This is a genomic window from Tunturibacter empetritectus, from assembly GCF_040358985.1.
In the GTDB taxonomy this organism is placed as follows: Bacteria; Acidobacteriota; Terriglobia; order Terriglobales; family Acidobacteriaceae; genus Edaphobacter; species Edaphobacter empetritectus.
Genome location: NZ_CP132932.1, coordinates 1,895,454 through 1,920,972 on the forward strand (window position 1 = coordinate 1,895,454; position 25,519 = coordinate 1,920,972).

Below are 25,519 nucleotides of genomic sequence, written 5' to 3' on the forward strand. Positions count from 1 at the left end.
GCGTCGGATGACTGGCGAAGAGAATCACAACTCGGATTTCCGGCGGTTGATTGAGCGCCGCCGCAAGTTCATAGACGGGCTTGAGGCCAATCGGGGCGAGATCAATCTCGATATTTTCGAGGACTTTTACCCCGACCGCGCTCACTTCGTTTATGAGCTTCTCCAAAATGCCGAGGATGCAGGCGCGACGGAAGTTTCGTTCACTCTCATGGCCGACCGGGTCATCTGTGAACATGACGGGCGCATGTTCACCATCGAGGATGTCACGTCGATTACCGGCATCCATGACAGCACAAAGGCAAAATCAAAGGACAAGATTGGAAAATTCGGCGTCGGCTTCAAATCCGTGTTCGTCTACACGCAGGTCCCGGCCATTCTGTCCGGAGACTTCGCTTTTCAGATCGTCCAACAGGTTCTCCCGGAGCAGATTGCCAGCGATACGTCGCTCGGACACCGGACCCGGTTCGAGTTCCCATTCAACAATCCGAAGAAGCCGCCCCAAGAAGCCTACGCGGAAATCGGGGCGGGGCTGAACGGACTGGATGAAAAGACCCTCTTGTTCCTGTCCAACCTTCAATCGGTCAAGTGGCGGATCGGGACGGACGCCCCCGGAGAAGTCTTGCGCCACAAGCACTCGGACTTTCACTTTGAAGTCCTGAAACAAACAGACGGCAGGACGACCTCAAGCTCCCATTTCCTCAAGTTTGACCAGGCCGTTCCCGGCCTTGAGAAGCAATGTGTCGCAGTCGCCTTTCCATTGGACCTTCTTCCGGCCATGCCTCAGTTCGATCAGCGGAAACACCTGTCCGAGCAGATGAAGATTATTCCCGCAGAGCCGGGCAATGTGGCCGTGTTCTTCCCGGCGGTGAATGAAACGTCCGGCTTGAGATTCCATCTTCACGGCCCGTTTGTTCCGGCCATGAGCCGCGCCAGCATCAAAGATTCGGAAGCCAACACTCCGCTGTACGAGCAAATTGCGACGCTGGCCGCGCATACATTACATCGAATCAAGGAACTTGGCCTCTTGAGCACAGAGTTTCTTTCCGTGCTCCCGAATCCGCAGGACCAGATTTCGCCGCGCTACAAGGGCATCCGCGCGGCGATCATCGAGGAAATGAAATCCCAACCGCTGACGCCGACGTATGCACGCGAACATGCGCCCGCGAACCGCCTTATTCAGGCAAGGGCCTCTCTCAAGGAACTACTTTCCGAAGACGACATTGAGTTTCTCGTAGATTACGACGACGCGACGCCCCTATGGGCCATCGGTGCGACGCAGAGAAGCAGCCGCATCGACAATTTTCTGACGGGATTGAGCATCCGCGATTGGGGACTTGACCGCCTCATCGAAACCTTGCGCCAGAAAGCGCGCGAAGAAGATGGATTGTTCCCGACAAAGCCCGACGAGAAGTTTCTCTCCTGGCTCAAGTGCAAAGACCAATCTTGGATGCAGGAGTTTTATGCGCTCATGTACGACGAGGTGAGCCTTAAGTCTTACCTCACATCGTGCGCCTTGCGGACGGGACTTTGAGCAGGGCCGACCGCGCTTTTTTCGCCACGGAAAATACAAGTGGCGACATACCCGTCGTGGACAAGGCCGTCTTCACGTCCGGCACAAGCAAGAAGCAACAGGACAGCGCCAAGAGCTTCTTGTCCCAGATAGGCGTGCGCGAAATCGGCAAAGCCGAAGAAATCGAAATCATCCTCAAGCGTCGCTACACCAAAGAATCGGAATTGCCCGATGACGCTACCTATCTTGACGACTTGAAGCGTTTTATCGCGCTCACCGAGGAGAAGCCGGATACGGCAACCATCTTCGGCGACTTCTACATCTTTCAGGCCGAAAACGAGGCGTGGTATCGGCCAGTAGACACTTACCTCGACCAGCCCTACATGGATACTTGTCTGTCTGCCTATTACAAGGCGCTCAAGCAGGATCATGAGCCGGAAATGATTCATGCCCGCTACCGCGAGTGCGGGATCGAAGCCAAGCGGTTCGTCAAGTTCGCACAGGCCGCAGGTGTCAGGGCTCGGCTGGAAATCAAGGAAGACGGCTGTTCCAAAAACCCCGACCGGAATCATCTCTTTTCTGCTGGAGGTAGCTGGACGGCATATGGAATCAATCGGGACTATTTCATCCCCAAGCTCGACGAATTGCTCAAAACGCCATCTCTTGAACTCTCGCGGCTGATTTGGCGCACGCTTACGTCGCTCCCGGCTCATCCCGACTACTTACAGGCAATGTTCCGCAACAACTCAGCGCACAGTCCCCGCGTTGCAGACTCCCGGCTTGTTCACCAACTTCGGGCGGCGAGTTGGGTTCCGCAGAATGGAGGCGGGTTTGTCCGGCCCGCAGACGCATTACGGGAGTTGCTCCTGGAGGGGTTCCCATTCGATCCCGGGTTTCGGTGGCTCAAACCCGTCCAATTCGGCGAGACGGTGGTGCGGCAGTCTTCCCAAGCGCTTCAAAAGGACGAAGCCGCAAAGAGCCTCGGATTCGCAGATGCCGCCGCCGCAGAGCGCGCCCGGCGCTTCAACGATCTGCCGGAGTCTGAACAGGAGAAGATTCTTGCCGAGTATGAAAACAGCGGCAAGTCGGCTGTACCCGACCGCGATCTTGCCAGTCCCATACGCCGCGCCGACAACGTGAGCGAACAAGCTAATAAGGCTCCTGATAAGGAAAGTGAAATCCGCGAGCGTTCCGTCTCTATTGGTAGAGATGAGGTCAAAGAGCAGGCCGACACATATCTGCGGGAGCATTACCGGAATGAAGACGGCGAGATGACGTGCCAGATATGCAAGGGACCGTTGCCCTTCAAGCTCGACGACGGCAGCGAATTCTTCGAAACCGTCGAGTTCTTGCCGGGACTGAGGAAGCGTCACTTCCAGAACTATCTCGCGCTCTGCCCAAATCACTCGGCCATGTACCGCCACACAAACGGGGCGAGAGAAATCATCCGCGATATGGTCGAGAACCTCACTGGCAATGCACTTGCGGTCATTCTCGCGCAGAGAAACATAACCATATACCTCAGCACCATACACGTCATCGACCTAAAGGCAGTTTTAGCGGCGGAAGCAAAACTTCCTCCATTGGTTGGGCACGGGAACATGGACAATATTCAACAGGAAGCTCCGGGAGTGACGCAGGCTTGAGCGATACGCAAGGAAGTGTCAATACGGTTGTGGGTGCTAGTAAAGGAACGCGGGAGGTCGTGTTCATAAGTAAAGCCACGCCCGAAGACGATGAATTCGTGCTCTGGCTCGCCCCTCGCCTCGAAGCGGCTGGATATAAGGTTTTTGCAGATATCCTTACCCTTGAGCCAGGTGATCGTTGGCGTAGGGAGATCACTGGTACGCTGCAGAACAAGGCAGTGAAGATGCTTCTATGTTGCCGAGATGCCACACTCGATAAGATCGGTGTCCAAGAAGAAATCGGTATCGCGTCCGACCTAGTTAAGGAGTTGAAAGACCCACGCTTCATCATCCCACTCCGCCTTGAACCTTATAAGAAGCTGTTTGGCATCGGTGAACTTCAATGGATTGACTTTTTAGGCAGTTGGGCCAGTGGCCTCCATGACCTGTTGGACGCGCTTGAGAAGCAGGACGTTCCTCGTGCTACAGGCCGAGCCGCGATCAATCCGAACTGGGAGCATTATCGAAAGCGACTTGCAATCAGGGTCGAGAAAGCGCCAGAGGTTCTGACATCGAACTGGCTTCGTGTCGCCGGCCTCCCCGACGTGATTCATTACTACCACCCGCCGGGACCAATCAATCTTGAGTTGATGGAACGAGCTTGCCGTGAGAGCGTTACACCTGCCGAAGTCTATCAACGTGGCTTTTTTTCGTTCGCCTCGCCGGAGGAGATCGAGCGCGATTTCGCTAACGTCGCCATCTTTGAGATCCATTCCGAGCATAAGTTAATAGACTTGCTCGAATTCGGCAGTCAATCACCAAACATAAAGCCGCGCGAGGTACAGAACCTTGTGTCGTCCATGTTCCGCCGTGCGTGGGAGAACTTCTGCCGCTCAAAAGGCCTGTATGAGCATCTCTTCTCTTCGCAAACGGCGTTTCACGTCGGCGAGTCACAAATGCCGTTGGGCAAGAGAATTTCCTGGGGCCAGCAGGGTCAACGGCGGTCCTCGATGTTGCGAAATGGAGCAGGTGGCAAGGTTTGGCAATATGGTATGTCCGCAACGCCTTCCTTTTGGCCCTTTCCCCACTTCAAGCTCAAAGCGCGCGTCTTGTTTTTGGAACTGGTTGCGAATAATCGTGCGGGTTCCGTCATCGGAGACAGTGGAACGCAACACCGTCTGCGGCGGACGATTTGCAAAGGCTGGCGCAATAAAGCATGGCACGGTCGATTGATGGCTTTTATCGGGCTGTTGTCCACTGATACGCCGCAAATTTCAGTGCCCCTTGCCGCGGTGTGCGCCATCGTTCTCGACCCTAGACCGATGCTGTTTACGTCGCCGGTGAGCACCGCAATATCGGACGCGATGGGAGATGATGCAGAGGAGTCTGACGATTCCACGCTAGGGATGTTCAACCCGGAGGATGAGGATTGATGGATCTGCCTGAGCAACATCTGGAAGTCATTCATGTTGAAGAACCCGAGTTGTCTTTCGGCCACGGGCAGACCTGCGATCATCCAAAGGACGGTCTTTTCCTTTACGGGCCTCATACTGCTCTAGCTCGTTCACGCGAAGTTTCGATTGGGGTTGTCGGGACAAAAGATGGCTTGTCGTATTTTCTGAATTGGGCTATCGCGCTCGGTGGTTTTGTACCTGTTCCTCCACCGAAGAAGACCGACAAGGCTAACCGGCTGCATCTCTCAAATTTCCCAGGCTTGGAGGAAGCATTCGGGCTGATCGTTAGTCCTGGAGAGTTCGTGCAGCGCACGATCGATCTTAAGGCGCTCGACGAAGCCACGCGCACACTGAATCAGCACGAAGCGGTGCGAAAAGCAGTGGACCTCTATGTGAATGAGATAGAGCGTTATGACAAGAACGAGGAGAAGACAGTCGATGTCTGGATATTCGTTCTCCCTGAACTCATTTTTGAGCGTTGCAAACCGCTCGCGCGACGTTCCGGGCTTGATCTAACAATGGGCGAGTTCTCGAAGGGGAAAAGGGAGAAGTCTGATCTCCCGCTCTTTCGCGATGTCATCGACCAGACCGCAGAGGAGATTTTCGACGATGTGCCGGATTTTCATCGGCAGGTAAAGGCGCGTCTACTCAAGCTCGGACACACATCACAGCTCATCCGCGAGACAACGCTGGCACCCGACAAGTTCCTCAATCGTGCTGGCTATCCGATCCGTGGACTGCAAGATCCAGCGACCGTGGCGTGGAATATGGCGACGGGGCTTTACTACAAGACCCAGGCAGAACCCCCGTGGAAGTTGGCGCATGTGAGACCCAGCGTTTGTTACATCGGGCTAGTCTTCAAGATGATCCCGAACGATCCGCAACAGCACGCGTGTTGCGCCGCACAGATGTTTCTCAATGAGGGCGATGCGGTCGTCTTTCGAGGAGCGAATGGCCCATGGAAAACTGGTGATTACGAGTTCCATCTCAAGGCTCCTGAAGCGAAAAAACTGATTGCCAAAGTCCTGGAAACATTCAAGGACAAGCACGGTGAGCCACCGAAAGAGTTCTTTATCCACGGACGCACCACTTTCAGCGAGGACGAATGGAATGCCTTCGAGGAGGCCGCGCCGGAAGGCACAAATGTCGTTGGAGTTCGCATTAAGGAGACTCATGGCGAGTCAAAACTGTTTCGTGACGGTGATTATCCTGTGATGCGGGGAACCGCAATAATCCTTAATGACCGTAATGCCTTATTGTGGACGAATGGCTTCGTACCCCGGCTCGATACCTATATTGGCCCGGAAACACCAAACCCGTTATCGGTCACGATTCTGCGCAGTTCGGGGGAGCTCCCCGACATACGCACTGTGCTCGCCGACATCATGGGCCTAACCAAGATCAACTACAACGCTTGCAACTACAATGACGGTCTTCCCGTCACTATTCGTTTTGCGAATAAGGTCGGAGACGTGCTGACGATGGGTTCGGCTCGGGATGCCGACAGGCAGCCCCTCAAATTCTACGTCTAATACGCGAACTCAAGCCGAGGCGGTGCTGCGCACCGGGTGGATGCCTGACACATCACCCCCAAATGGGTGCTGCAAGTAAACCAGAAGTTCCTGGCGGTGAACGCGATTACCATCAGCTACTTAGCCATTCCGCGTTTACGTCCGTAAACGCAAGCTGCCGCCGGGGACCATTGTGTAGCGTTCGCGTAAACACATTGAATACCAAAGCACTTGACCGGCAAGTGCGGTTTTCATGGGTTGACTATTGCCTTCGTCGGATGCACTCTGTTTTTGAGGTGGCCCTCCCCATGACCACTCCTCGCATCCCGGCCCCAGCGCATCCTCCATCGCCAACCGACGATGAAGTTCGCCCTGGTCTCCGCGCCAAAACGGTAGCAACCAGACTCACGCCGGAAGAGCTGCGCGAGGTCGAAGTCGCCGCCAGCCGCGACGGGAAGTCGCTGGCCGAATGGCTGCGCGAACTGGCCCTGAAGACAGCGCGGCAGCGTCCGGCGGACCCGATGGAGCTGCTGCTTTCGGAGGTTTCGGCGACCCGGTACATGCTCCTGAATCTCTTCCATGCGACCGGCCAGGCGAACGCCGAAGGCAAGCATCTGCTCCCTGAGTCCGTGCTAAAAATCCGTGACCAGGCCGACGTTCGGAAGCTCGAAAGCGCCCGGAAGTTGATGGCGGATTTTCTCGCCCAGGGAGGGCAAGACGGGAGTCAGAACGGGGGCAAACCCTGAGCCGCCCGATGCAGTTTCCGAGCCGGACAGGGAGGCTCTTCTGGCTACTTGTCTGGGTCACGCTGGGGCCGCTCGCGCTCATTGTTTCGGTCTCGGCCTGGCTCGCTTGGACACTCCCCCCGCTCCAGAAAATCTATCTCCCGGTGTACTCCGCGAGCACCGTTGGTGCTCGCCTGCCCGGCAATCTGATGACCATCCGGTGGGTGATGAAAACCGCTCCCGGACGAAAACCCGAGAGGATTTTGCCCGAGGATGCGGTCTCTGGGCCGAGTCCAAAACTGCCAGTCAGCCTCTCGGCCAAGGCCATCGAAGAGGGTTGGCGCGAAGTGGTTCAGACCCCTCCGGAGAAGGTTCGCTCCTCCGAGCTGGCTCCGTATCTCCAGGCTACGATCTACGACGGCGAGAGCGTTTTGTGGCTCTTCGCCCGGCCCATGATCTACGGCTTGGCTGGGATTTTGTTGCTGTACGCGCTCCGGCTTCAGCTTAGACGAGGACGTAGTGGGCAGCACGAGGAGCGGCACGGACGGCGGACCAAAGGTCCCGAATTGCTGTCAAGCGGCTGGCGTCGCCGACTCGGAACGGATGGGATTTCTTTTCACTTGCGCTTTGAAAAGGCTCCTTGGAGCTGGCTTCCGTTCGGGCCGAATTTCCGGATTCCGCGCCGTCTGGAGTCCAGCCATATCGAGCTGATCGGCGACACCGGTTCGGGTAAATCGACGGCCATCCGGCAGATTCTCCGCCATGTCCAGCATCGCGGCGAGACGGCCATCGTCTACGACCCAGCAATGGATTTCGTGGGGGAGTTCTATGACCCCAGTCGCGGCGACCTGATCCTGAACCCTCTCGACGCCCGGTGTCCCTACTGGAGTCTCGATCAGGAGATCGTGCGCGATGAGACCGCCGCTACGATCGCCGCTGCTTTTCTTCCAGAGAAGGAGTACGAGAAGGCATTCTTCACCGACGCTCCGCGTCGGTTGCTTGCCGCCATGCTGCGGCGTCGGATGCCGACGCACTTCCTTTTGCGGTGGATGAGCGATCCTGAGTCGCTTGCTTCCATGGTGGTGGGAACACCGTTGGCTGCGCTGATCGACCCGGCAGCTCCGGCGCAGAGGGCCGGGGTGCTGTCGAGCCTCAACTTGGTAGCGGACTGCTTCGAGCTACTGCCCGAGGGTGGCAATGGACGGGCGAGTTTCGCAACGGCGGATTGGAGGAAGGAGCGCAAGCGCTGGGTGTTTCTGACCTCCAGCCCCGACTACCGGGAAAAGGTCTTGCCGCTCCATTCGGTATGGCTCGATCTTTTCATCCTGCGGATGCAAGGCCCCTGCGATGATCCCGCCGCCAAACCGGTATGGTTCGTTATTGATGAGCTGGCCAGCTTGAACAAGCTACCCCAGCTCCACGCTGCCGTGACTGAAAATCGCAAGTACGGCAATCCCGTCGTGCTCGGCTTCCAGGGGCGTAGCCAACTCGAAAAACGCTACGGCCATGACGCCGAAGTCATGCTCTCTCAGCCCGCTACGAAGGTATTTTTCAAGACCTCCGAACCGCGCGCGGCCAAGTGGATTTCTGACGCGATTGGCGAGATCGAGGTGGAGCGATTGAAGGAGTCGCGCAGCATCGGGCTACTTGGCAGCAAGAAGTCTTATGCGATGGAGATTGCCACCAAAGCGCTCATCATGCCGTCGGAAATTTCCGGCCTTGAGCCGCTGCACGGTTTCATCAAACAAGAAAATCGCGTTGTGCCCGTCGTTTTCCGATTGGCAACGAAACGCTCGAAAGAACCTGATTTTGTAGAGCGGAAGATTCGGCAGGCCGCGCCCAGGCCGACTTCCCCTGTGCCAGCGTCGTCGGCACGCACGTCGCATCCGAAACAAGCCGAGCCGACGGCGGCAGTCCAGGCTTCACTACCCCTTGCCGATCCGCCGTCCACTAACAGAAGACCCAGGGAAGGGTTTGTATGGGATGAGAGCAAAGGGATTGAGTGACGAGATGTTCGTTTGTCGTTACTATCTGATCGACACACACGATGCTCAGAAGCCTCATGTCCATTGCATCACTGGATACTAAGTTTCGCCGCCACCCGTGCCGAAGGTGTCATGGCAGGAAAGGATTTCTTACAGAATGCAGCCGAAGAGAGATTCATATCGTCTACCCTCCAGAAGAACAGCCATATGAATCGTTGCTCGTTCAGCATCGACCCGTCGCGACGCACAGCGCTCCGCAACCTGTTGGGAGGCTTGCTTCTTGTGTCGTGCGCTCCCTTTTCAGACTCAAAGGCCCACTGCCAGACAAACGACGTTCCTGAATGCACTCAAGCCATGCTGGATGTCAGCATGCTCCTTCCCTCTGATGATGCATCTTCATCGCCTGCCGGACTTTTCGCAGTGGTCTTTCAGAATCGTAGCGCCTCGCACTGCACGTTCTCAGGGGTAAATGCAGACTTAAGTGGTGATACAGAAAGCTCCCAATTCCCATACGCACGTGGTAACGACAACAGCGACGAAGCTCGGCTGTTTACGTCGGCCCACAATCGGCTTGCTCCCGGTGAACAGGTACATCTAACGTTCGGGTGGTCGGCGGTGCCGGGAGTCTATCAGAACTTCGCCTGGGGCGGCTGTTCAAGCTACGAAGACCTTACTCTCTCACTGGAGCGACAGGGGAATCCCAAGCTGCTCCGCACCCATCACCTCTGGCTGCGCAGTTGCGGGGGAATCTGGACATCAAGGCTTCGCGCTGGGCCCTTCCTTGCTACAGAAGATGTCCCCGCGGAGTGGCTAGACAGTTACAAGATCAAGCCCAGTGATGTTGCTCGCCCCGTTCTGCCACTGGAAGGCACCGCACCCCTGCACCTCCGCACCCTTCATGCGGTCGAGTATCTCAAGAGCACGTTCGAATCCGGTTACGCCGAGTTCATGGTCCTCTTGCTTTCCGAGTCGCCAACCGCGCTCGCCACCTGTCCGTTTCGCACTCTGCAGCGGCGCGAAGAGGATGGTGAGAACACCATCTATGTGAATCACTGTGCAAACATCGCGCACGGCAGCCCGGCTATTCACGACGGTCTGCAGGAGCTTCTTCTGCGGGATTACGGTCTGCTAGCCCAGCGCACCGGTAATGTGCAGTACCGCATGACCACCGTCACCACGCAGCGAGGCGCTCCCACTCTTCAAACCGCCGAGGTGAGCTTTGACGTTCGTGACTCTACGCAGCCAATGCTGCCAGTGGTCGAAGCGTCGGTCCCGGAGTGCACGGCCGGTCAGCTTGGGTTCAGCCCGCCGTCGGTTAATCTCGGGGTGCACTGGAGCACCGCCACGAGCTACGCCGACGATGGACAGCAATGGCAAGATGGCCGGGCTTTCCAGGTCACCAATACCTCTGCGCAGACTTGCAGGCTCGGCGGTCTTCCGGACGTCCACTTCCTCATTCCAGGTGCCCAGCCGTCGAACCCCTATTGGGCGGGAGACATATGCAGAAACTGCGCCACTACATTGTTTCAGCCGCGCGAAAGTCGCTGGATTGACCTCCGCCCTGCCGAATCTGCTCACTTCCTTGTCGCCGTTACGCTGCTGCCGCAGCGCTTGGCCAACAACTGCACTGTGTTGGCCGCTGTCGATCTTAAAATCGGCGGCATCAGACTACCGAAGCTTTCCTTCGATACCGCTGATTGCGGGCAGATCGCTGTGTCCGCCTGGCGAAGCGGCGCTTACGATCACGATCCGCTCAATCTCGCCTACAACCGGCAACGATCTTTACAACAGCAGCACTTCCAGCCTTCGCTGGCGAACGTACCAGACGACTGTAGGAAAAACGTGAGCGACGAAACCGGCATGCCCGTCATGTTCCTCACTCGCGGCGATCTGGAGTGGGGTCTGGCAACTCATCCAGGAGCGTTGGACAAAGGGGTTCCGGTCACAGTTTGGGTACATAACCGCTCGGATAGGCCGGTTTCGATTTTCACCTGCATGGACGTGGAGAACTACCTTTACTCGGCCTTCGACGTGCTCGACTCTTCCGGGCGTCTCGTACTAACCCGGCAGGAGGTCGAAAAGGGGAAAGCTGGTAAGGGTTTGGCCGCCCGGATTCGTGGCGTGATGGCCTGCGACAGCAACATCGATTTTCCGGTCCCCCCACACAGCTGCATCTCCGGCAGTCTCACGCGGCCCAGTCCGTTCTTCACGATGCGCCTGGATTCAAAATATGCAGTCGCGCCCGGGACCTACTTCCTTATACCTCCGCCCGCAGCGCCGGAACCAATGCAAACAACGCCCGCGCCGCGTAGCGGTCTTCCGTCCTCCGGCCCCATCCTTCCAGTGACAATCACACCCTAATAATCTAGTAGAGCGCCTAGGAGGCTTCCTGCTGTAGCAGGTGCACGGAGTGGCCTACCGGAAGCGTCCCTCGTGGTCTTCGCCCTTCACTCTTGGATAGTTCAAGCATTAGTGACGTGAAGTCGGCATGTGTTTACCAACGTGAGTAGAATTTTGCTGTGGCTCATCTAGTCGTTTGGAGCAAGCCCCATGCTCTCGATGTCTCCAAAACCGTTGTCAGCAGGGCAAGCGCGGACGTATCACGAGCGAGAGTTCGTGTCCCAGAAGCAGAGCTACTGGAGCCGGGATCGGCAGGGCCACAGCGAGTGGCAGGGCAAACTGGCCGAGAGGTGGGGCCTGCAAGGTCCGGTCGGCAATGAAGAGTTTGCCCGACTGACAGAAGGCCAACATCCTCTGACTGGCGAACAGCTCGTTCGCCATCAGCCGCAGAAGACCTACGAAAACCAGATTGGCAAGGAAGTCATTAGCGTGGAGCACCGTGCTGGATGGGATGGAACCATCTCCGCGCCGAAGTCGGTTTCGATCACCGCGCTTGTGGGCGGTGATGAACGCGTAAGAGAGGCACACCGTGAGAGCGTCCGTGTCGCCCTAGGGGAGTTGGAACAGTTCACCCAGGCGCGGATCGGCAACGTCCATAAGCCCGAGACGACGGGGAAGTTCGTTGCCGCGACCTTCGAGCACGACACGGCGCGGCCCGTCGATGGCTATGCTGCGCCTCAACTCCACACCCATGCCGTTATCTTCAACGTCACCGAACGCGACGGCGGCCCCGGCAAGCTGACCCGCTCCGTGCAGTCGCACGAACTGTACGCCGCCCAGAAGTACGTGACGGCTGTCTACCGGTCGGAGCTGGCGACACGATTGCAGGGGTTGGGGTATCAGTTGGAGCGTGGGGAATACGGGCAGCCCGAGATCAGGGGCTATACGAAGGAGTATCTCGAAGCCTCGAGTTTGCGCCGGGAACAGATTCAGGATTACAAACGTGAGCAGGGTTTGGATGGCTCCTCGGCGGCGCAGATCGCCGCGCATCGGACGCGTGATCGCAAGGAGCTGCTATCGCCTGAAGAGGTGTTGCAGCGGCACCGGGATCTTGCCGCGCAGTACGGCCATCAAGCGGATCGCATTGTCGCCCAGGCCAGGGAGCAAGGGCAGCAGCAGACCCGGGAACCGGAACGAGGCGGGAACCAGGCGCAACAAGCCGTGACCTACGCCCGCGATCATCTCTTCGAGCGCGGGGCTGTGCATGCGAAAAAGGACATTCTGGCGGCGGCCCTTGATCGTGGCATCGGCGAGGCAACTTCGAGCCATGTGCGGGAGGAGTTTGAGTGCCGCGTACAAACCGGGGAGTTTCGCCAGGTTGAGAACATTGGCACAGGACCGCAGTACACGACCGCCGCGATGCTGCGCATGGAACGCGAGACCATCGCCCACATGCAGGCAGGCAACCGGCGCGGCTTCGAGGACCCGATGCTAGTTTCTCCAGACATTCGAATTGCGACGGAGGATCGCCACCGGGAGCTGAACTCCGGTCAACTCCGCGCCGTCGATGAAATCTTTCTCTCGCGCGAGAAGATCGTCGGTTTGGATGGAGTCGCGGGCGGGGGCAAGACAACGACGCTGGCAGTCGTGCGCGAGGGTGCGGAGAGTGCTGGATATACCGTGGAGGGTTTTGCGCCCACATCGAGGGCCGCGCAGAAGCTCGGTGAGGCCGGGATCGAGACCAGGACCTTACAGTCACATCTGGCCCAAGGCCAGAGGGTAGACACCGGCGAGCACCGGCTCTATATAGTGGACGAGAGTTCGCTCGCGTCCACGAAACAGATGCACGAGTATGTGTCTCGCCTGCATCCGAACGACCGCGTTCTCTTAGTGGGCGATACCCGGCAGCATGAGTCAGTAGAGGCAGGACGTATCTTCGCCCAGCTTCAGGACGCAGGCATGAAGACGGTGAAGCTGGATGAGATCGTGCGGCAGCGCGACCCGGAGCTGAAACAGACCGTCGAGCAACTCGCGAGAGGCGATGTCCGCGCGGCGCTGGCAGGGTTAGAACAGCAGGGCCGCATCCATGAAATGCAGGGCCATGACGAACGCGTAGCAGCCATCGCAAAAGAGTATGCGAGGTCGCCGGAGAGCACGTTGGTTGTCTCTCCCGACAACCGCTCTCGAGTGGAGATCAACCAGGCGATTCATGTGGAGATGCAGTCTAAAGGCGTTGTCAGTCAGGAAGAGCATCGCGTGCAGGTCCTCGTTCCCCGTCAGGATCTTACCGGCGCAGATCGTACATGGGCCGAGCGGTACAACGTCGGCGACGTGCTGCGTTACTCGCGCGACTCCAAAGAAACCGGCATCCACAAAGGCGAGTACGCAAAGGTGACCGAGATCGACGCAGCCAGCAACCGGCTTACCGTCGAGATGAAGGACGGTATGGAGAAGACCTACGACCCGCGCCGTCAACAGGGTGTCTCCGTTTATCGCGAAGAGGAGCGAGCGTTCTCCATCGGAGACCGGGTGCAGCTCACCGCGCCTTCCCATGAGCTGAAGGTTGCCAATCGCGAGCTGGGGACCGTGGAGGTTATCGGCGAGGATGGGAGGCTGTCCCTCAAGATTGATGGGGGCCGCGCGGTCGAGCTTGATCCGGAGAAGCACCCGCATCTCGATCATGGCTATGCGGTGACCAGTCATTCCAGTCAGGGTCAGACCGCCGACCGCGTGTTGATCCACGTCGATACCGAGCTGGGGGCCAAGGACCTGCTCAACAATCGCATGGCCTACGTGGCCGTCTCGCGCGGAGCGCAGGACGCGCAGCTCTTCACCAACGACCGGCAGAAACTCTCCTCTGCTCTCGGCCACGATGTATCGCACCAAAGCGCCCACGCAACAGAGACCACTACCTCAAAGTCGATTCAGCAGGAGATCGCACCTAAGCATGAACAGCAATACGAGCATGGAATCGGTCTGTAGCCTGCCTGCCCACATGTATTGAGTCCGCGCTTGCCGCCACCGCCTGCCTCACGACCGTGTGAGATAAATTCGGGCCAGCGATCAGCGCATTCTCCGGGTTCAAACCGAGGCAAGGTTTCGGACGGGGCATCGAGTTATCCTACTTTGGGGAGACCTGGTGGTAGAACACTACCTTCGCATGATAAGGGCCTTATGAAAACCACGATTATGGTCATGGATGTATTCGTGAGATTCCGCTTAGTCGCCATCGTGCAATCGGAGCAACAGACGCAGGCATGGGAAATGCAGGTAATGGTCATCCAACAGGTTGCAGACATCCTGATTTCCCTTGGTTTTTTGGATTCCAAAGCTGCTGCGCTGCTTACGGAAGCTAGTACCACCATCACGCCTCAGCCAGGCATCAAAACGATTCCGTTTTCGGATTTTGTCACTTTAACCGAACTCGTCTACCCTGACTCCGAGCCAGTAAGCCTGGAGGCTCAACAGGGCCATGCGCTCATCGCTACTGGCGAAACGACAGAAGAAGCCCTCGCCTCCGCAGGCTTTGTATTGAAGATGGACGGCCCGTTGCAGTGACACTGTCTTGAACAGACGCAATTCTTCCAAATGAAGGATGTGTCCGACCTATAGTTCCGCCAGAAACTTCATTAGTGCCTTGTCGTCACGCCATCTTCTCTTTCCTCGAATTGGGCTCAGCTTGTTCAGTTGTGTTCGAAATCGTTCCGGTGTCAGCGATAAATACCTCTCCGTAGAGCCAATGCCCGCCTGTCCTATATGGGGTCACGTCAGAAAACGGACAATACAGCACGCTAACGCTTTTTAAATTGTTCCGGGCTGAGACAGTTCATTGCAGAAACGCACGTTTCAGAAAGTAGAAGCGTCTACATTCGCCGAGAGCCATCCGTAGCCGTCGTTATCGCGACACCTCAAGAAAAGGAAATTTGTTTACGCTGAGGGTGGCTTTGATGGAGTCGCTATACCAAACGTTAGAAGTTGTGTGATAAGAACTACGCTCACTGATTTGAGGCCGCAGGGGTCGTAGCGCTCTGTCAACAAGTAGGATCGTCCGCCTGGTTGACGGCGGGCGACGCCATCTGAGCCGTCTCTTCTGAGGGACGGAGAACCGGGAATGCTCGCGGTCGCCCGGCTTACTCATGCGTGAAAACACGCAATATCATCCTGAGAAAAATGCCCCTTACTTGAAGGTTTTGGGTGGTTTCACAAAAAAATTATAAAAACAGCTTGACACGGATTCAGGGTCATGGCAATGTATGCAGGCTGCTGAACAACAGTCTTCATACGTGCAAAGTTGAGTAAAGATCGTTCCTGCTGACTGAACTACCTGTGGCTCCTTCTCTCAGACTCAATCACTACAAACTAGCTCTTATTTGCATTCCACCTGTTAATGGAATGCTCCTGTTGAACTGCGCCTCGAAGCCCGAGATGGGACTCATACCATGGTTGATTCAGAGAAGTTGCCTCATCGAACGCTCCCTAGACTTTTCTTTGCTGCCCTCCTCACAGCGTGCCTATTCGCCTTCAGCATCTCGCACGCTGCTGCGCAAAGCGGCAAGATTCATTACACCAAGACGACGGCGAATAAGGGTGGCCTGACCCCTCTAGTCGCGCCTACTGCGACGGGATCGCGAGTTTATTGGTTTGCTATGAGCACCAATGGCTACGGCTCGCCTCCCATTTCAATGATCTCTTCCTCGGCGACTGGAGCTCAGACCGATCCCGCTGGAAGTGTCTACGTCATGTCAGATGCGCAAGGAAATTTTCACATCAGTGCTTCGAACAATTGTCCGACTTCCGAGTCTTTCATGTATTTCCTAATTAGCGGGGGCGAGGTCGGGACGGCTCCCAATAATCCCTCAATCGCAATGGTTGCTGTCATTCCTACGCTCTGCGGCGGAGGTCATTTCTTCGTTGATATTTCCGAGACCACAACAATTGCAGCAGCCTATGCATTAGGTAGTTTTGCGACGCTCTCAACAGACTCCTTCGCCACGAATAGCGATAGCACGTCTGCTTTGCAGAGCGCAGTGGGCTATTCGAGCACTCTCATCGATACTGCGAACGCAGTCATTCCCAACGGCAGCGCCTGGCAGACAACGCTAAACACTCTTGGTGACATGATCGAAGCTTGCGTCAATTCGGCGAGCGAATGTCCTACCCTCTTTGCGGCTGCAACACCGCCCGGCGGAACCGCTCCTACCGATACCTTTCAAGCTGCACTAAACATCGCTCTTAATCCAAATATGAATTTGACTACGCTGTTCAATGCGATACCGTCGTCTCCCGACTTCGGCCCCATTTTAAGCACTGTTCCTGCCTCGTGGACGTTGCCTGGCTCCTCCGTTCAGATCACTGGGGTGACTCCAAATCCCGCGCCTGCGGGAACGCCGGTCACTATCGTTGGATCCGGCTTTGGAGCTGCCCAGGGTAACGGCGTTGTAATCATAGGCGGCATTCAAGCAAGCGCTTCAAGTTGGAGTGACACGGCGATCGTCGTGACTGTCCCGGCTGGTGCTGCGAGTAATGGTGTGACGCAGGTCTTTCAAAACGGCTTCCCTAGTAATCCATTTCCCTACAGTATCGGGCCGCTCATCGGTCCAACCATCATAGGGCTATCGCTTCCCCAAGGTCCGGTAGGAATGGGATTTGTCATTACAGGCAGCAATTTTGGCCCGGCGAGCACAGTCTCTATGGGTGACCCCCTTCAAGGTCTCCTCATGGTTCTGAGCTGGAGTCCCACGGCAATCACGGTGCAGATTCCCCAGACGATTGTTTCAGGTGGAAACGTGGTCGTCACAGACGGTGGCTTGCCAAGTAATGGGGTCAACTTCACGCTTACAGCTCCTTTTGGCTGTTCTACGCCTTGACTCGGCAACGCCTTTCTGACTCTTTGGGTTTCACCATCAGTGGGCTTCTACAAAAAATGAGGACTGGTTATGAAGCGAATGCACAGCACGGCAATTTTTCAAGTTTTGTGTTTTTGGGTTTGTCTTCAATGCTCCTTGCTTTTGAGCCCAGCAGCGGCCCAGTCCCCTACCAGCGCTCCGTCCGTTGGTCATGGTCACGAAGTGCCACTGGAGCATCTCTACTGGCACTTTCTCGATTATCAGTTGTTCCTGGACAAAAAAGCAGACGCTCTGCCTCCGTCGCATCCAGACGTGCAGATGCTACGCACCCATTACCAGAGCCGACTTGGGTTCAACGATTCTCAGTATTCTCTAGTTCGTCAAGCGGCTCAGACCTTGGCAGCTCGCCTTAAGCAAAAAGATGAGCAGGCTAAATCGGTAATAGACGCGTTTCACCATAACTATCCACCCGGCAAAGTACTCACATTGCCTCCGCTACCTCCGGAATTAAGTCGGCTTCAGGCCGAAAGAGAAGCAATCATCTCTGAAACAGTTGTCGATCTAAAGAACCAGCTGGGGGCTAAAGCATCAGCGACGATGGATGCGTTTCTTCATAAAGACTTTCTCCCAACGGTCGCATTCAAGCCTATGCATCCTCCGGGGCCACCGCATCTCCCCCAAACGTCGAACGATCAAGTCTTCACGGCGGTGAAGCCATGAACATTGTGCTCAAAGCGTGTGTACGTCTCTATCTCTTCGTAGTTTTAGCAGCCGTTTTCATCTTTGCCACTGCCGCGCATGCTCAGAGCTATGTCGAAGGCATTTCTGAAGTGCTCCCCTCTACGACTTCCACCACTATCTACACCTTTACCAATACCTACATCACCTACGATCTCACGGCCTACTACTCGCCTTACACCGAAGCCTATTTGTACGACAACGGAAGTTTCCTTGTCAGCAATTACACTTACACAACCGATGGGCAGAACGCTCCGTTGGACGGTCGTATTCCAAACATCAAAACTGGTGACGATTACGAGGTAGATGGTGCTCATTACCTCACTCAGCTCTACGTGTTCGACGATGGAAATGGAGGCACTTACTACGAAAACCCCTACCAATATGGCTTTACAGAAGGGAATCAAAGTTCCGGCTACGACTACTCCAGCGGCGGCGGCGACTACTATACCTACGTGAGTAACCTTTTTCTTGGCTACACGGCCGCCGCCATCTCGACTGCCGTTCCGCAGATTACCGGGGTCTCACCTTCGGGCGCAGCCAGAGGAACATCTGGTCAAATCACTGTCACAGGATCACATCTTGTAGACGTGTTCGATGGCACCACAACGCCAACCGTTCTATCAGGTTCCGGGCTTTCTCTGACCACCGGTAGCCTCAGTGCAACCCAGGTAACCTTGAATTACTCGATAGACGGCAGCGCCGCGACGGGCGCGCGTCAATTCACCCTCAGCAATCGCTTCGGTCAGAGCGAGCCACAAACATTTACTGTCGGCGATCCCTCTCCGGTTGTCGCTGATGTGGAACCGCATCTCTGGCCGGCCGGTACGGTCATACCGCTTACCATTACCGGATCGGGCTTCGGCATTGCGCCTACTGTCACCATCGCTGGAGTGGGTGTGCTCACTCCCAGTCCTGCGGCAACGGGTTCGGACACCAGCATCTCTACAAGCGTTTCCATAGCGCTCGATGCGCCGGACGGTCCCGCTACTGTGACCGTGCAGTCCCACGGTTCAGGAGGAAATGGATTCGTCCAAGGGACACCGGGACAATCGTCGTCAGGTAGCAACGGGGCTGTGATCGTTGCGTTTCCGGCCCCTGCTCCAACCATTGTCCTGGGATCTGGAACTACGGGCGTGTGCACGTCGGGATCACCTGTAACGTCAAGTCAGAACGTTGTAGTTGGGCAACCGATAACATTTACCGGCTGTATTCCACCTTCAGGCACTCCTCTTGTTGCAAGTGAAACTTGGAGTCCAGATGGTAAATTCTCTGCACAGACAGCGGTTGCGGGCTTTACCGTAAGCTTTGACGGAACCTCGCAATTCACTGAGGCTCTGACGCAGATATCGAATACTTCATGCGCAGCAGGGCAGTATTGTGATTTCAACAAATTCTATTTTGTCACTCCTGGCACTTACACCTTCACTTTTTCCTACCTTGCAAACAATGGAACCACCCCACCGTCGGTATCAATTACGTTCGTAGTGGCCGGTCCAAATTTAGATTCCCGAGGTAATTTCATGGAGGGCCCCGACAACAATACGCCGCCGACGGCTGGCCCGGTACAGATATACGGCGTCGGCCAGTATTTTGGCCAATTAACTGCAAACACTACGCCCGAGCTTGCGAATGGAAATAACGAAGACACCAATGGGATGGAACTGACAGTCACGGGAACGGCTCCGACCGGATTCTCTGGTGGTGATTGGAGGTTCGTACAGGTAATCAATCAGTTGTCATATTCGTACACATCTTCGCCAACAAGCAGCCCATTCGTTTTACAGCCCGGTTTGGATACGTTGTACCCTCATAGCAGCGCGAACATCTTGTTCATGGATTCTCCCGGTATGGTGCTTGATCCAACTCACTTTGGCAGAACTCAATTTGTTTCGGTGGGAGAGGAATCCGAAAGCGCAAAATTCACAACCTATCTTTTGTGGGACCCTCAGATCGCGACGGATGGGTCGCATGATTGTAGTTTGGCATCGAGTCAACAGGCCTCTAACGGATCTATAAGTTATAGTGACTCGACGTGCGTCTCCATCCCAATACCTATGGCTTCGCTCTCATGGGGTTTCGCAGGAGATGCGCTCAAGACTCTTAATCCGGGACAAGGGGCAGGAACAAATACATGGATTCTTCAGTGTGGAACAGCCAATACACCCGGTTTAGGAGCAGCTGGCTACCCAAACTGGACATTCACAGAAAATGCGCGCTACTTTAATCAGTAGAAAGGGATGTATGAAATTTTATCCGCGTGGATATGAAATGGTCATAGGTCTTGCGTCCATTCTATTAATATTAGGTTCGCCTACAGTGGCACAGCAGAAGCCCTCAACGTTCGAAATGACAGTTTCTTTGCCCGAACCGACTATGCACGTTGGGGAGGACTTGATTGTGAAAGTGATTACATCAAATTCAACTGATGATACTGTGTCCGCCGGTAGCGGATATGGGGTGGGTGTTGAAGTGGAGCTGATGAACAACAAGGGCGAAGACATTGGAATCCACGCCATGGGCGGTAAAGGGGTGGAACCAGTCGTAACTCTTCACACCAACAAGCTGATACTAAAGCCACACAGCAAAGACGATTTTACATGGCGATTCAAACCAGAGCCTGGATTTTTGATGCCTGGAGTTTATAGGCTCCGGGTTCACAGACGCGATCTAAAATCTCGCATGGATGTGTACTCAAATACCGTTGTGCTTACGGTGGTTCCTTAGCTCCGATGCTGATTTCGACATCTATCCGTTTCGATAATTTTCGATGCCGGATAGCGCAACTGCTGATGTTTCCAATTGTGGGATCTATCTCGGCATCGCAGCAAGCTCTTGCAATTGTGCCTTCTGCTCACGATGATTTTCAGAAAGCCTCAAGCAACGATTCCCCAGGAGTCAATCAGCGGTTCTCTCTTAGTATTAAACAAGTTGAGCTTCCATCAGTAAAAAAGGAAGAAATGCTACTTCAGATAACCGTGACCAATTTAACAGATAAAGTGCTTGTTATTCGAACGTTTAGGGGAAGCGTGAGTGATCACAGAATCGTACTAAAGCAGGGCTCTTCTCAAATCATGCAACGCAATGATACGTCCGAGGGGGAGGCCCCCCTCGGACGTGAAGGGGCTGGTACGATGGTTCAGCCACACTCGAACACACAAGAGTTGGTTGGTCTTAAGCGGTTATATAGCTTGAGTAGCGGGAGCTACAACGTCTACGTAGTAGATCGCGATCCAGTTACGAAAAGCCTAGTCAGGTCAAATACCCTAACTGTGGAAATACCATAGGATCATCCTGGGGTCACGTCAGAAACGGACAATAGAGCATACTAAGGGTGATTCGAGGCTGGAATCCATCTGTAGAGTGTTGGGACGGAGACGCCAAGATTGCCAGCCACGTCACGAGGTGGCACTCCGCTGGCGAGCAGCTTCTTGGCTGATTTGATCTTGCTGTCGGTCATCTGCCGCCTCCGGCCACCTTTTCGGCCGAGCAGGCGGGCAACTTCAAGTCCCGCGCGGGTTCGTTCGATGGTGAGCTCCCGTTCCATCTCCGCGAGGCTGGCCATGACGTGGAAAAAGAAGCGCCCCGAAGCGGTGCCGGTGTCGATCGCGTCGGTGAGGCTCTTGAACTGCACGCCCTCGTTGTGAAGTTTGCCAACCAGATCCACGAGATGCCTGACGCTTCGGCCTAGTCGGTCCAGCTTCCAAACGACAAGCGTATCGCCTTCGCGGAGAGCTTCCTGCGCTTTAGTCAGCCCAGGCCGTTCGGCCCGGCTGCCGCTGATCTTGTCCGAGAAGATCTTCTTGCAACCAGCTTTGGTTAGGGCTTCGGTTTGGAGTTCGAGGTTCTGATCCTGGGTGGAGACACGAGCGTAGCCGATCAGCATGAACAACTCCCCTCATTCTCAGAACTCATCGATTTGCGAGTTGATTGAGAATAGCATTTGAGAACTGTTTATGAGAACGCAGAACGTGAGGTTTCAGCCACTTTCCCCGATGTTCGTTGAGTGTTCTCATAAACCTCTGTTTTCAAGAGGAGCCTTATGCCCCGTCGTTCCATCCTTTCCGCCGCAGAGCGGGAGAGTTTGCTTGCCATTCCCGACAGCCGAGATGACCTGATCCGGCAGTACCCCCTGAGTGAATCCGATCTCTCGATCATTCGGCAACGCCGCGGCGCGGCGAACCGGCTCGGTTTTGCGGTGCAGCTCTGCTATCTACGGTTTCCTGGCGTTGTGCTCGGTGTCGATCAGCTGCCTTTTCCACCTCTGCTTCACCTTGCCGCCGGACAGTTGAAAATCCCGGTCGAGCACTGGGCCGAGTACGGCAGCCGCGCCCAGACGAGGCGAGAGCATCTGGTCGAACTTCAAACAGCTTTCGGCTTTGAACCATTCACGGCGGCCCATCACAAGCTCGCCGTCCAGGAACTGATTGAAACGGCGATGCAGACGGACAAAGGCATCGTGCTTGCGAACCAACTGGTTGAGAGACTTCGCCAACGAACGATTCTTCTTCCACGCCTGAACGCCATCGAACGTGTCTGCGCAGAGGCGATTACCCGCGCCAATCGCCGCATCTACAAACAGCTGACCGATGGGCTGACAGATATCCACCGCGAGCGGCTGGACCAACTGCTCGCGCGGAAAGAAGACAGCAGCATGACCCGGCTCGGATGGCTTCGCCAGTCGCCGCTCAAACCAAACTCCAAGCACATGCTCGAACACATCGACCGGCTCCAGACATGGCGTGCTCTCGATCTGCCCTCCGGGATCGAACGCCAGATTCATCAGAACCGCCTTCTGAAGATTGCGCGGGAAGGCGGCCAAATGACTTCGGCTGACCTTATGAAGTTCGAGCGAGAGCGCCGGTACGCAACGCTCGTCGCGCTGGCCGAAGGAACGGCCACGGTTACTGATGAGGTGATCGACCTGCATGACCGGATCGTCGGCAAGCTGTTCAACACTGCGAAGCACAAGCATCAGGATCAATTTCAAGCTGACGGCAGAGCGATCAATGACAAGCTCCGGCTTTATGGGCGTGTCGGTCAGGCGTTGCTCGAAGCAAAGCAAAACGGCGGCGATCCATTCCTGGCCATCGAGCAAATCGTCTCCTGGGATGACTTTGCCGCGAGCATCACAGAAGCGCAGAAGCTCGCGCAACCGGAAGGTTTCGACTTTCTCTTCCGGATCGGCGAAGGGTACGCAACTCTACGGCGCTATGCGCCCGATCTGTTGAACGTACTCGGATTGCACGCCGCTCCCGCCGCCAAGCCGGTCCTAGATGCCATCGGACTGCTGCGGGAGATGAATGCCGCCAATGCTCGCAAACTGCCTGACGATGCTCCTCTCGACTTCATCCGCCAACGCTGGTCCAAGCTCATCTTTACCGATACGGGCATTGACCGTCGCTACTACGAACTGTGCGCCTTGGCGGAACTAAAGAACGCTCTGCGTTCCGGTGACATCTGGGTTGAAGGCTCTCGCCAGTTTAAGAACTTCAATGAATACCTGTTGCCTGCTCAGAAGTTCGCGGCGCTTAAGGGCGCACATGAGCTCCCTCTTGCTGTCGCTCCAGACTGCGAAGAATATTTGAAAGTGCGGCTCGAAACGCTAAATGAGCAACTCAAATTGGTCGATCAGATGGCCGCCGCCAACGACCTGCCGGATGCGATCCTGACCGACTCAGGCTTGAAGATCACGCCGCTTGACGCGACGGTGCCGCAACCGGCACAGAACCTGATCGATCAGATTGCGGCATCACTGCCACACGTCAAGATTACTGAGTTGCTTCTCGAAGTCGACACCTGGACAGGTTTCACGAAGCATTTTGTTCATCTGAAAAGTGGCGATATGGCAAAGGACCGGATACCTCTGCTGACTACGATCCTGGCCGATGCGATCAATCTCGGCCTGACCAAAATGGCGGAATCCTGCCCTGGAACCAGCTACGCGAAACTCTCGTGGCTGCAAGCCTGGCACATCCGCGACGAGACCTACGCCGCGTCCTTGGCCGAGATCGTCAATACCCAGTTTCGGCAACCCTTCGCGGAGCATTGGGGCGACGGAACCACGTCGTCCTCAGACGGGCAGCGTTTCAAGGCTGGAGGCAAAGCCGAAAGCACCGGCCACATCAATCCCAAGTACGGAGCCGAACCGGGCAAGCTCTTCTATACCCATATCTCGGATCAATACGCGCCGTTCAGTTCCAAAGTCGTCAACGTCGGTGTGCGCGACTCCACCTACGTCCTTGACGGACTCCTTCACCATGAATCCGATCTGCGGATCGAGGAGCATTACACCGACACTGCGGGCTTCACCGACCACGTCTTCGCTCTCATGCATCTGCTCGGCTTCCGCTTCGCTCCACGTATCCGCGATCTGAGCGACACCAAGCTGTACCTTCCAAACGGCAAGACCAAGTATCAGGCACTCGCGCCCATGATCGGCGGGGCCATCAATCTCAAAGCGATCCGCAACCACTGGAACGAGATCCTCCGCCTCGCCACTTCGATCAAGCAGGGTACCGTGACGGCTTCGCTCATGCTTCGCAAGCTGGGCAGCTACCCTCGCCAGAATGGCCTCGCAGTCGCCCTGCGCGAGTTGGGCCGGATCGAAAGAACCCTATTCATCCTCTCCTGGCTTCAAAGCGTCGATCTCCGCCGCCGCGTTCACGCCGGCCTCAACAAAGGGGAGGCCCGAAACGCGCTCGCAAGAGCCGTCTTCCTCTGCCGTCTTGGAGAGATCCGAGATCCCCTGTACCATGCCTGGTCGGCACCAGCCACGTTCCTCTGCATAGCCGAAGAACGTTCGTAACGCCTGGCACTGCGTTGCGACTGTTGCGAGCTGCCAACCTTCATCGCGCTTGGACATCAGAAACCGATCCACATCATTCATCGAAATGAGCGCCAGCTCGCTGTGCCACGATGATGCCCACCGCAGAAAATCCTGAGTCCTTCGGGTGTAGCTGCGAACGGTGGCCGGTGAGAGTCCCCGCTTGGATGTCAGCGCGTCTCGGAAGTCGTCGATGATGGGATCAAACCCTGACCCTGAGGTGGGAGGAAGAGTAAGACATCCATGGAAACTGAGCCAGGCCTTCGCGATCCTGGCAAAGTTCTTAGGAGTCGCTCCGGCACCGATTCCCGTCTTCCTTCGCTGCGGACTGCGATACTCAATCCAGCGATTGCTCGCTTCTGCGATCTCATGCTGCTCCACATCACGAAGTGTGTCTAAGGCCATGAGTTGAACGATGTGAATAAGAAAGGCCGCAACACACCGGACTTGAGTTGCTCCCAAACCCTTTTCTAAGAGGTGCGTAAGATACTCATCCCGTTCTCTAAGGAGCGGAGCAGCACGATGGCGGGCGTGAACGCTTGGATAATATGAGACGCTTTCAATCACTTTGGTCTACCTCCGGGGCGATGAATTTGGAACATACCGTTCGTCCACAGTTCTCAAAGACTAATCAAATCCTGCGATAGGCTTGCTAATTCTGTCCGGAAGCCTCCCTGCCTCGACCGCTTACACGTTCTGCTTCTCCGGATACAAGAGTTGAGTCGCGAGCCATAGCAGATTCGGAGTTGTGCTCAGGGACAAGATTGAATTCCTGGAAGTTATGGAAGAATTGAACGCAGAGGCCGCGCTTTGTTGCGGTCGGGGCACTCTGTCTTTCTTGGCGCGGCGCACATCGTCGCAGGAGGACGTAGGCATGATGGTAGAGAGCATGAGGTATGAAGAGAGTTTGGCCCGAGAGCATGGGCCTGTATTCAGCTTCGCTCGCTCTATCTTCGAGA

At 55.9% G+C, this 25,519-nt stretch carries 14 protein-coding genes and 2 pseudogenes; 14 read left to right on the plus strand and 2 right to left on the minus strand.

Annotated elements, in window-relative coordinates:
• The first annotated feature begins 7 nt into the window (after positions 1–7).
• The 13 genes from RBB75_RS07980 to RBB75_RS08040 all read left to right on the plus strand — a co-directional run bounded on the left by RBB75_RS07980 (position 8) and on the right by RBB75_RS08040 (position 20,461).
• Entirely contained in the window at positions 8–1,531 is a 1,524-nt protein-coding gene (locus RBB75_RS07980) for a sacsin N-terminal ATP-binding-like domain-containing protein (protein WP_353070112.1), read from the plus strand.
• Positions 1,528–3,156 (plus strand): hypothetical protein, encoded by a 1,629-nt coding sequence (locus RBB75_RS07985; protein ID WP_353070113.1) that lies wholly within the window; start codon positions 1,528–1,530, stop codon positions 3,154–3,156. Before RBB75_RS07980 ends, RBB75_RS07985 begins: the two co-directional genes overlap by 4 nt.
• Complete coding sequence (locus RBB75_RS07990; RefSeq protein ID WP_353070114.1) at positions 3,153–4,568, plus strand: toll/interleukin-1 receptor domain-containing protein; 1,416 nt, start codon at positions 3,153–3,155, stop codon at positions 4,566–4,568. Before RBB75_RS07985 ends, RBB75_RS07990 begins: the two co-directional genes overlap by 4 nt.
• The gene (locus tag RBB75_RS07995) at positions 4,568–6,121 is read left to right on the plus strand and encodes an argonaute/piwi family protein (RefSeq protein WP_353070115.1); all 1,554 of its coding nucleotides are present in this window, start codon (positions 4,568–4,570) and stop codon (positions 6,119–6,121) included. The genes RBB75_RS07990 and RBB75_RS07995 overlap by 1 nt, the downstream gene beginning before the upstream one ends.
• A gap of 287 nt (positions 6,122–6,408) precedes the next feature.
• Positions 6,409–6,846: a plasmid mobilization protein gene (locus RBB75_RS08000; RefSeq protein ID WP_353070116.1), complete on the plus strand. Its 438-nt coding sequence runs from the start codon at positions 6,409–6,411 to the stop codon at positions 6,844–6,846.
• Positions 6,847–6,854: 8 nt separating this feature from the next.
• A complete protein-coding gene (locus RBB75_RS08005; RefSeq protein WP_353070117.1) occupies positions 6,855–8,831 on the plus strand; it encodes a type IV secretion system DNA-binding domain-containing protein in 1,977 nt (658 codons plus the stop codon).
• Positions 8,832–9,425: 594 nt separating this feature from the next.
• Positions 9,426–11,171, plus strand: a complete 1,746-nt coding sequence (locus RBB75_RS08010) for a hypothetical protein (RefSeq protein ID WP_353070118.1) — start codon at positions 9,426–9,428, stop codon at positions 11,169–11,171.
• A 198-nt stretch (positions 11,172–11,369) separates the two neighbouring features.
• Positions 11,370–14,132 carry a MobF family relaxase gene (gene mobF / locus RBB75_RS08015; RefSeq protein WP_353070370.1) on the plus strand — a complete coding sequence of 921 codons (2,763 nt, stop codon included), beginning with the start codon at positions 11,370–11,372 and terminating at the stop codon, positions 14,130–14,132.
• A 192-nt stretch (positions 14,133–14,324) separates the two neighbouring features.
• Positions 14,325–14,708 (plus strand): hypothetical protein, encoded by a 384-nt coding sequence (locus tag RBB75_RS08020; protein WP_353070119.1) that lies wholly within the window; start codon positions 14,325–14,327, stop codon positions 14,706–14,708.
• Positions 14,709–15,955: 1,247 nt separating this feature from the next.
• Entirely contained in the window at positions 15,956–17,017 is a 1,062-nt protein-coding gene (locus RBB75_RS08025) for an IPT/TIG domain-containing protein (protein WP_353070120.1), read from the plus strand.
• 69 nt (positions 17,018–17,086) lie between these two features.
• Positions 17,087–17,716, plus strand: a complete 630-nt coding sequence (locus RBB75_RS08030; protein ID WP_353070121.1) for a hypothetical protein — start codon at positions 17,087–17,089, stop codon at positions 17,714–17,716.
• Complete coding sequence (locus RBB75_RS08035) at positions 17,713–19,968, plus strand: hypothetical protein (RefSeq protein WP_353070122.1); 2,256 nt, start codon at positions 17,713–17,715, stop codon at positions 19,966–19,968. The genes RBB75_RS08030 and RBB75_RS08035 overlap by 4 nt, the downstream gene beginning before the upstream one ends.
• A 10-nt stretch (positions 19,969–19,978) precedes the next feature.
• Positions 19,979–20,461 (plus strand): hypothetical protein, encoded by a 483-nt coding sequence (locus tag RBB75_RS08040; protein WP_353070123.1) that lies wholly within the window; start codon positions 19,979–19,981, stop codon positions 20,459–20,461.
• Positions 20,462–21,062: 601 nt separating this feature from the next.
• On the opposite strand, the gene RBB75_RS08045 is transcribed toward RBB75_RS08040, so the two are convergent.
• On the minus strand, positions 21,063–21,620 hold the full coding sequence (locus tag RBB75_RS08045; RefSeq protein ID WP_353070124.1) for a recombinase family protein: 558 nt from the start codon (positions 21,618–21,620) through the stop codon (positions 21,063–21,065).
• 156 nt (positions 21,621–21,776) lie between these two features.
• On the opposite strand from RBB75_RS08045, the pseudogene RBB75_RS08050 reads away from it, so the two are divergent.
• A pseudogene (locus RBB75_RS08050) lies at positions 21,777–24,479 on the plus strand (Tn3 family transposase); the annotation flags it as partial.
• Positions 24,480–24,563: 84 nt separating this feature from the next.
• On the opposite strand, the pseudogene RBB75_RS08055 reads toward RBB75_RS08050, so the two are convergent.
• Positions 24,564–24,965: pseudogene (locus RBB75_RS08055) on the minus strand (site-specific integrase); the annotation flags it as partial.
• Positions 24,966–25,519: the final 554 nt, after the last annotated feature.

Bases quoted from the DNA above. Each gene is read 5' to 3' on its own strand.
- RBB75_RS08025 (WP_353070120.1), top strand. From the start codon at position 15,956: ATGTATTTCCTAATTAGCGGGGGCGAGGTCGGGACGGCTCCCAATAAT.
- RBB75_RS08020 (WP_353070119.1), top strand. From the start codon at position 14,325: ATGAAAACCACGATTATGGTCATGGATGTATTCGTGAGATTCCGCTTA.
- RBB75_RS08045 (WP_353070124.1), bottom strand. From the start codon at position 21,620: ATGCTGATCGGCTACGCTCGTGTCTCCACCCAGGATCAGAACCTCGAA.
- mobF (WP_353070370.1), top strand. From the start codon at position 11,370: ATGTCTCCAAAACCGTTGTCAGCAGGGCAAGCGCGGACGTATCACGAG.
- RBB75_RS08000 (WP_353070116.1), top strand. From the start codon at position 6,409: ATGACCACTCCTCGCATCCCGGCCCCAGCGCATCCTCCATCGCCAACC.
- RBB75_RS08035 (WP_353070122.1), top strand. From the start codon at position 17,713: ATGAACATTGTGCTCAAAGCGTGTGTACGTCTCTATCTCTTCGTAGTT.
- RBB75_RS08030 (WP_353070121.1), top strand. From the start codon at position 17,087: ATGAAGCGAATGCACAGCACGGCAATTTTTCAAGTTTTGTGTTTTTGG.
- RBB75_RS08005 (WP_353070117.1), top strand. From the start codon at position 6,855: ATGCAGTTTCCGAGCCGGACAGGGAGGCTCTTCTGGCTACTTGTCTGG.
- RBB75_RS07995 (WP_353070115.1), top strand. From the start codon at position 4,568: ATGGATCTGCCTGAGCAACATCTGGAAGTCATTCATGTTGAAGAACCC.
- RBB75_RS08040 (WP_353070123.1), top strand. From the start codon at position 19,979: ATGAAATTTTATCCGCGTGGATATGAAATGGTCATAGGTCTTGCGTCC.
- RBB75_RS07980 (WP_353070112.1), top strand. From the start codon at position 8: ATGACTGGCGAAGAGAATCACAACTCGGATTTCCGGCGGTTGATTGAG.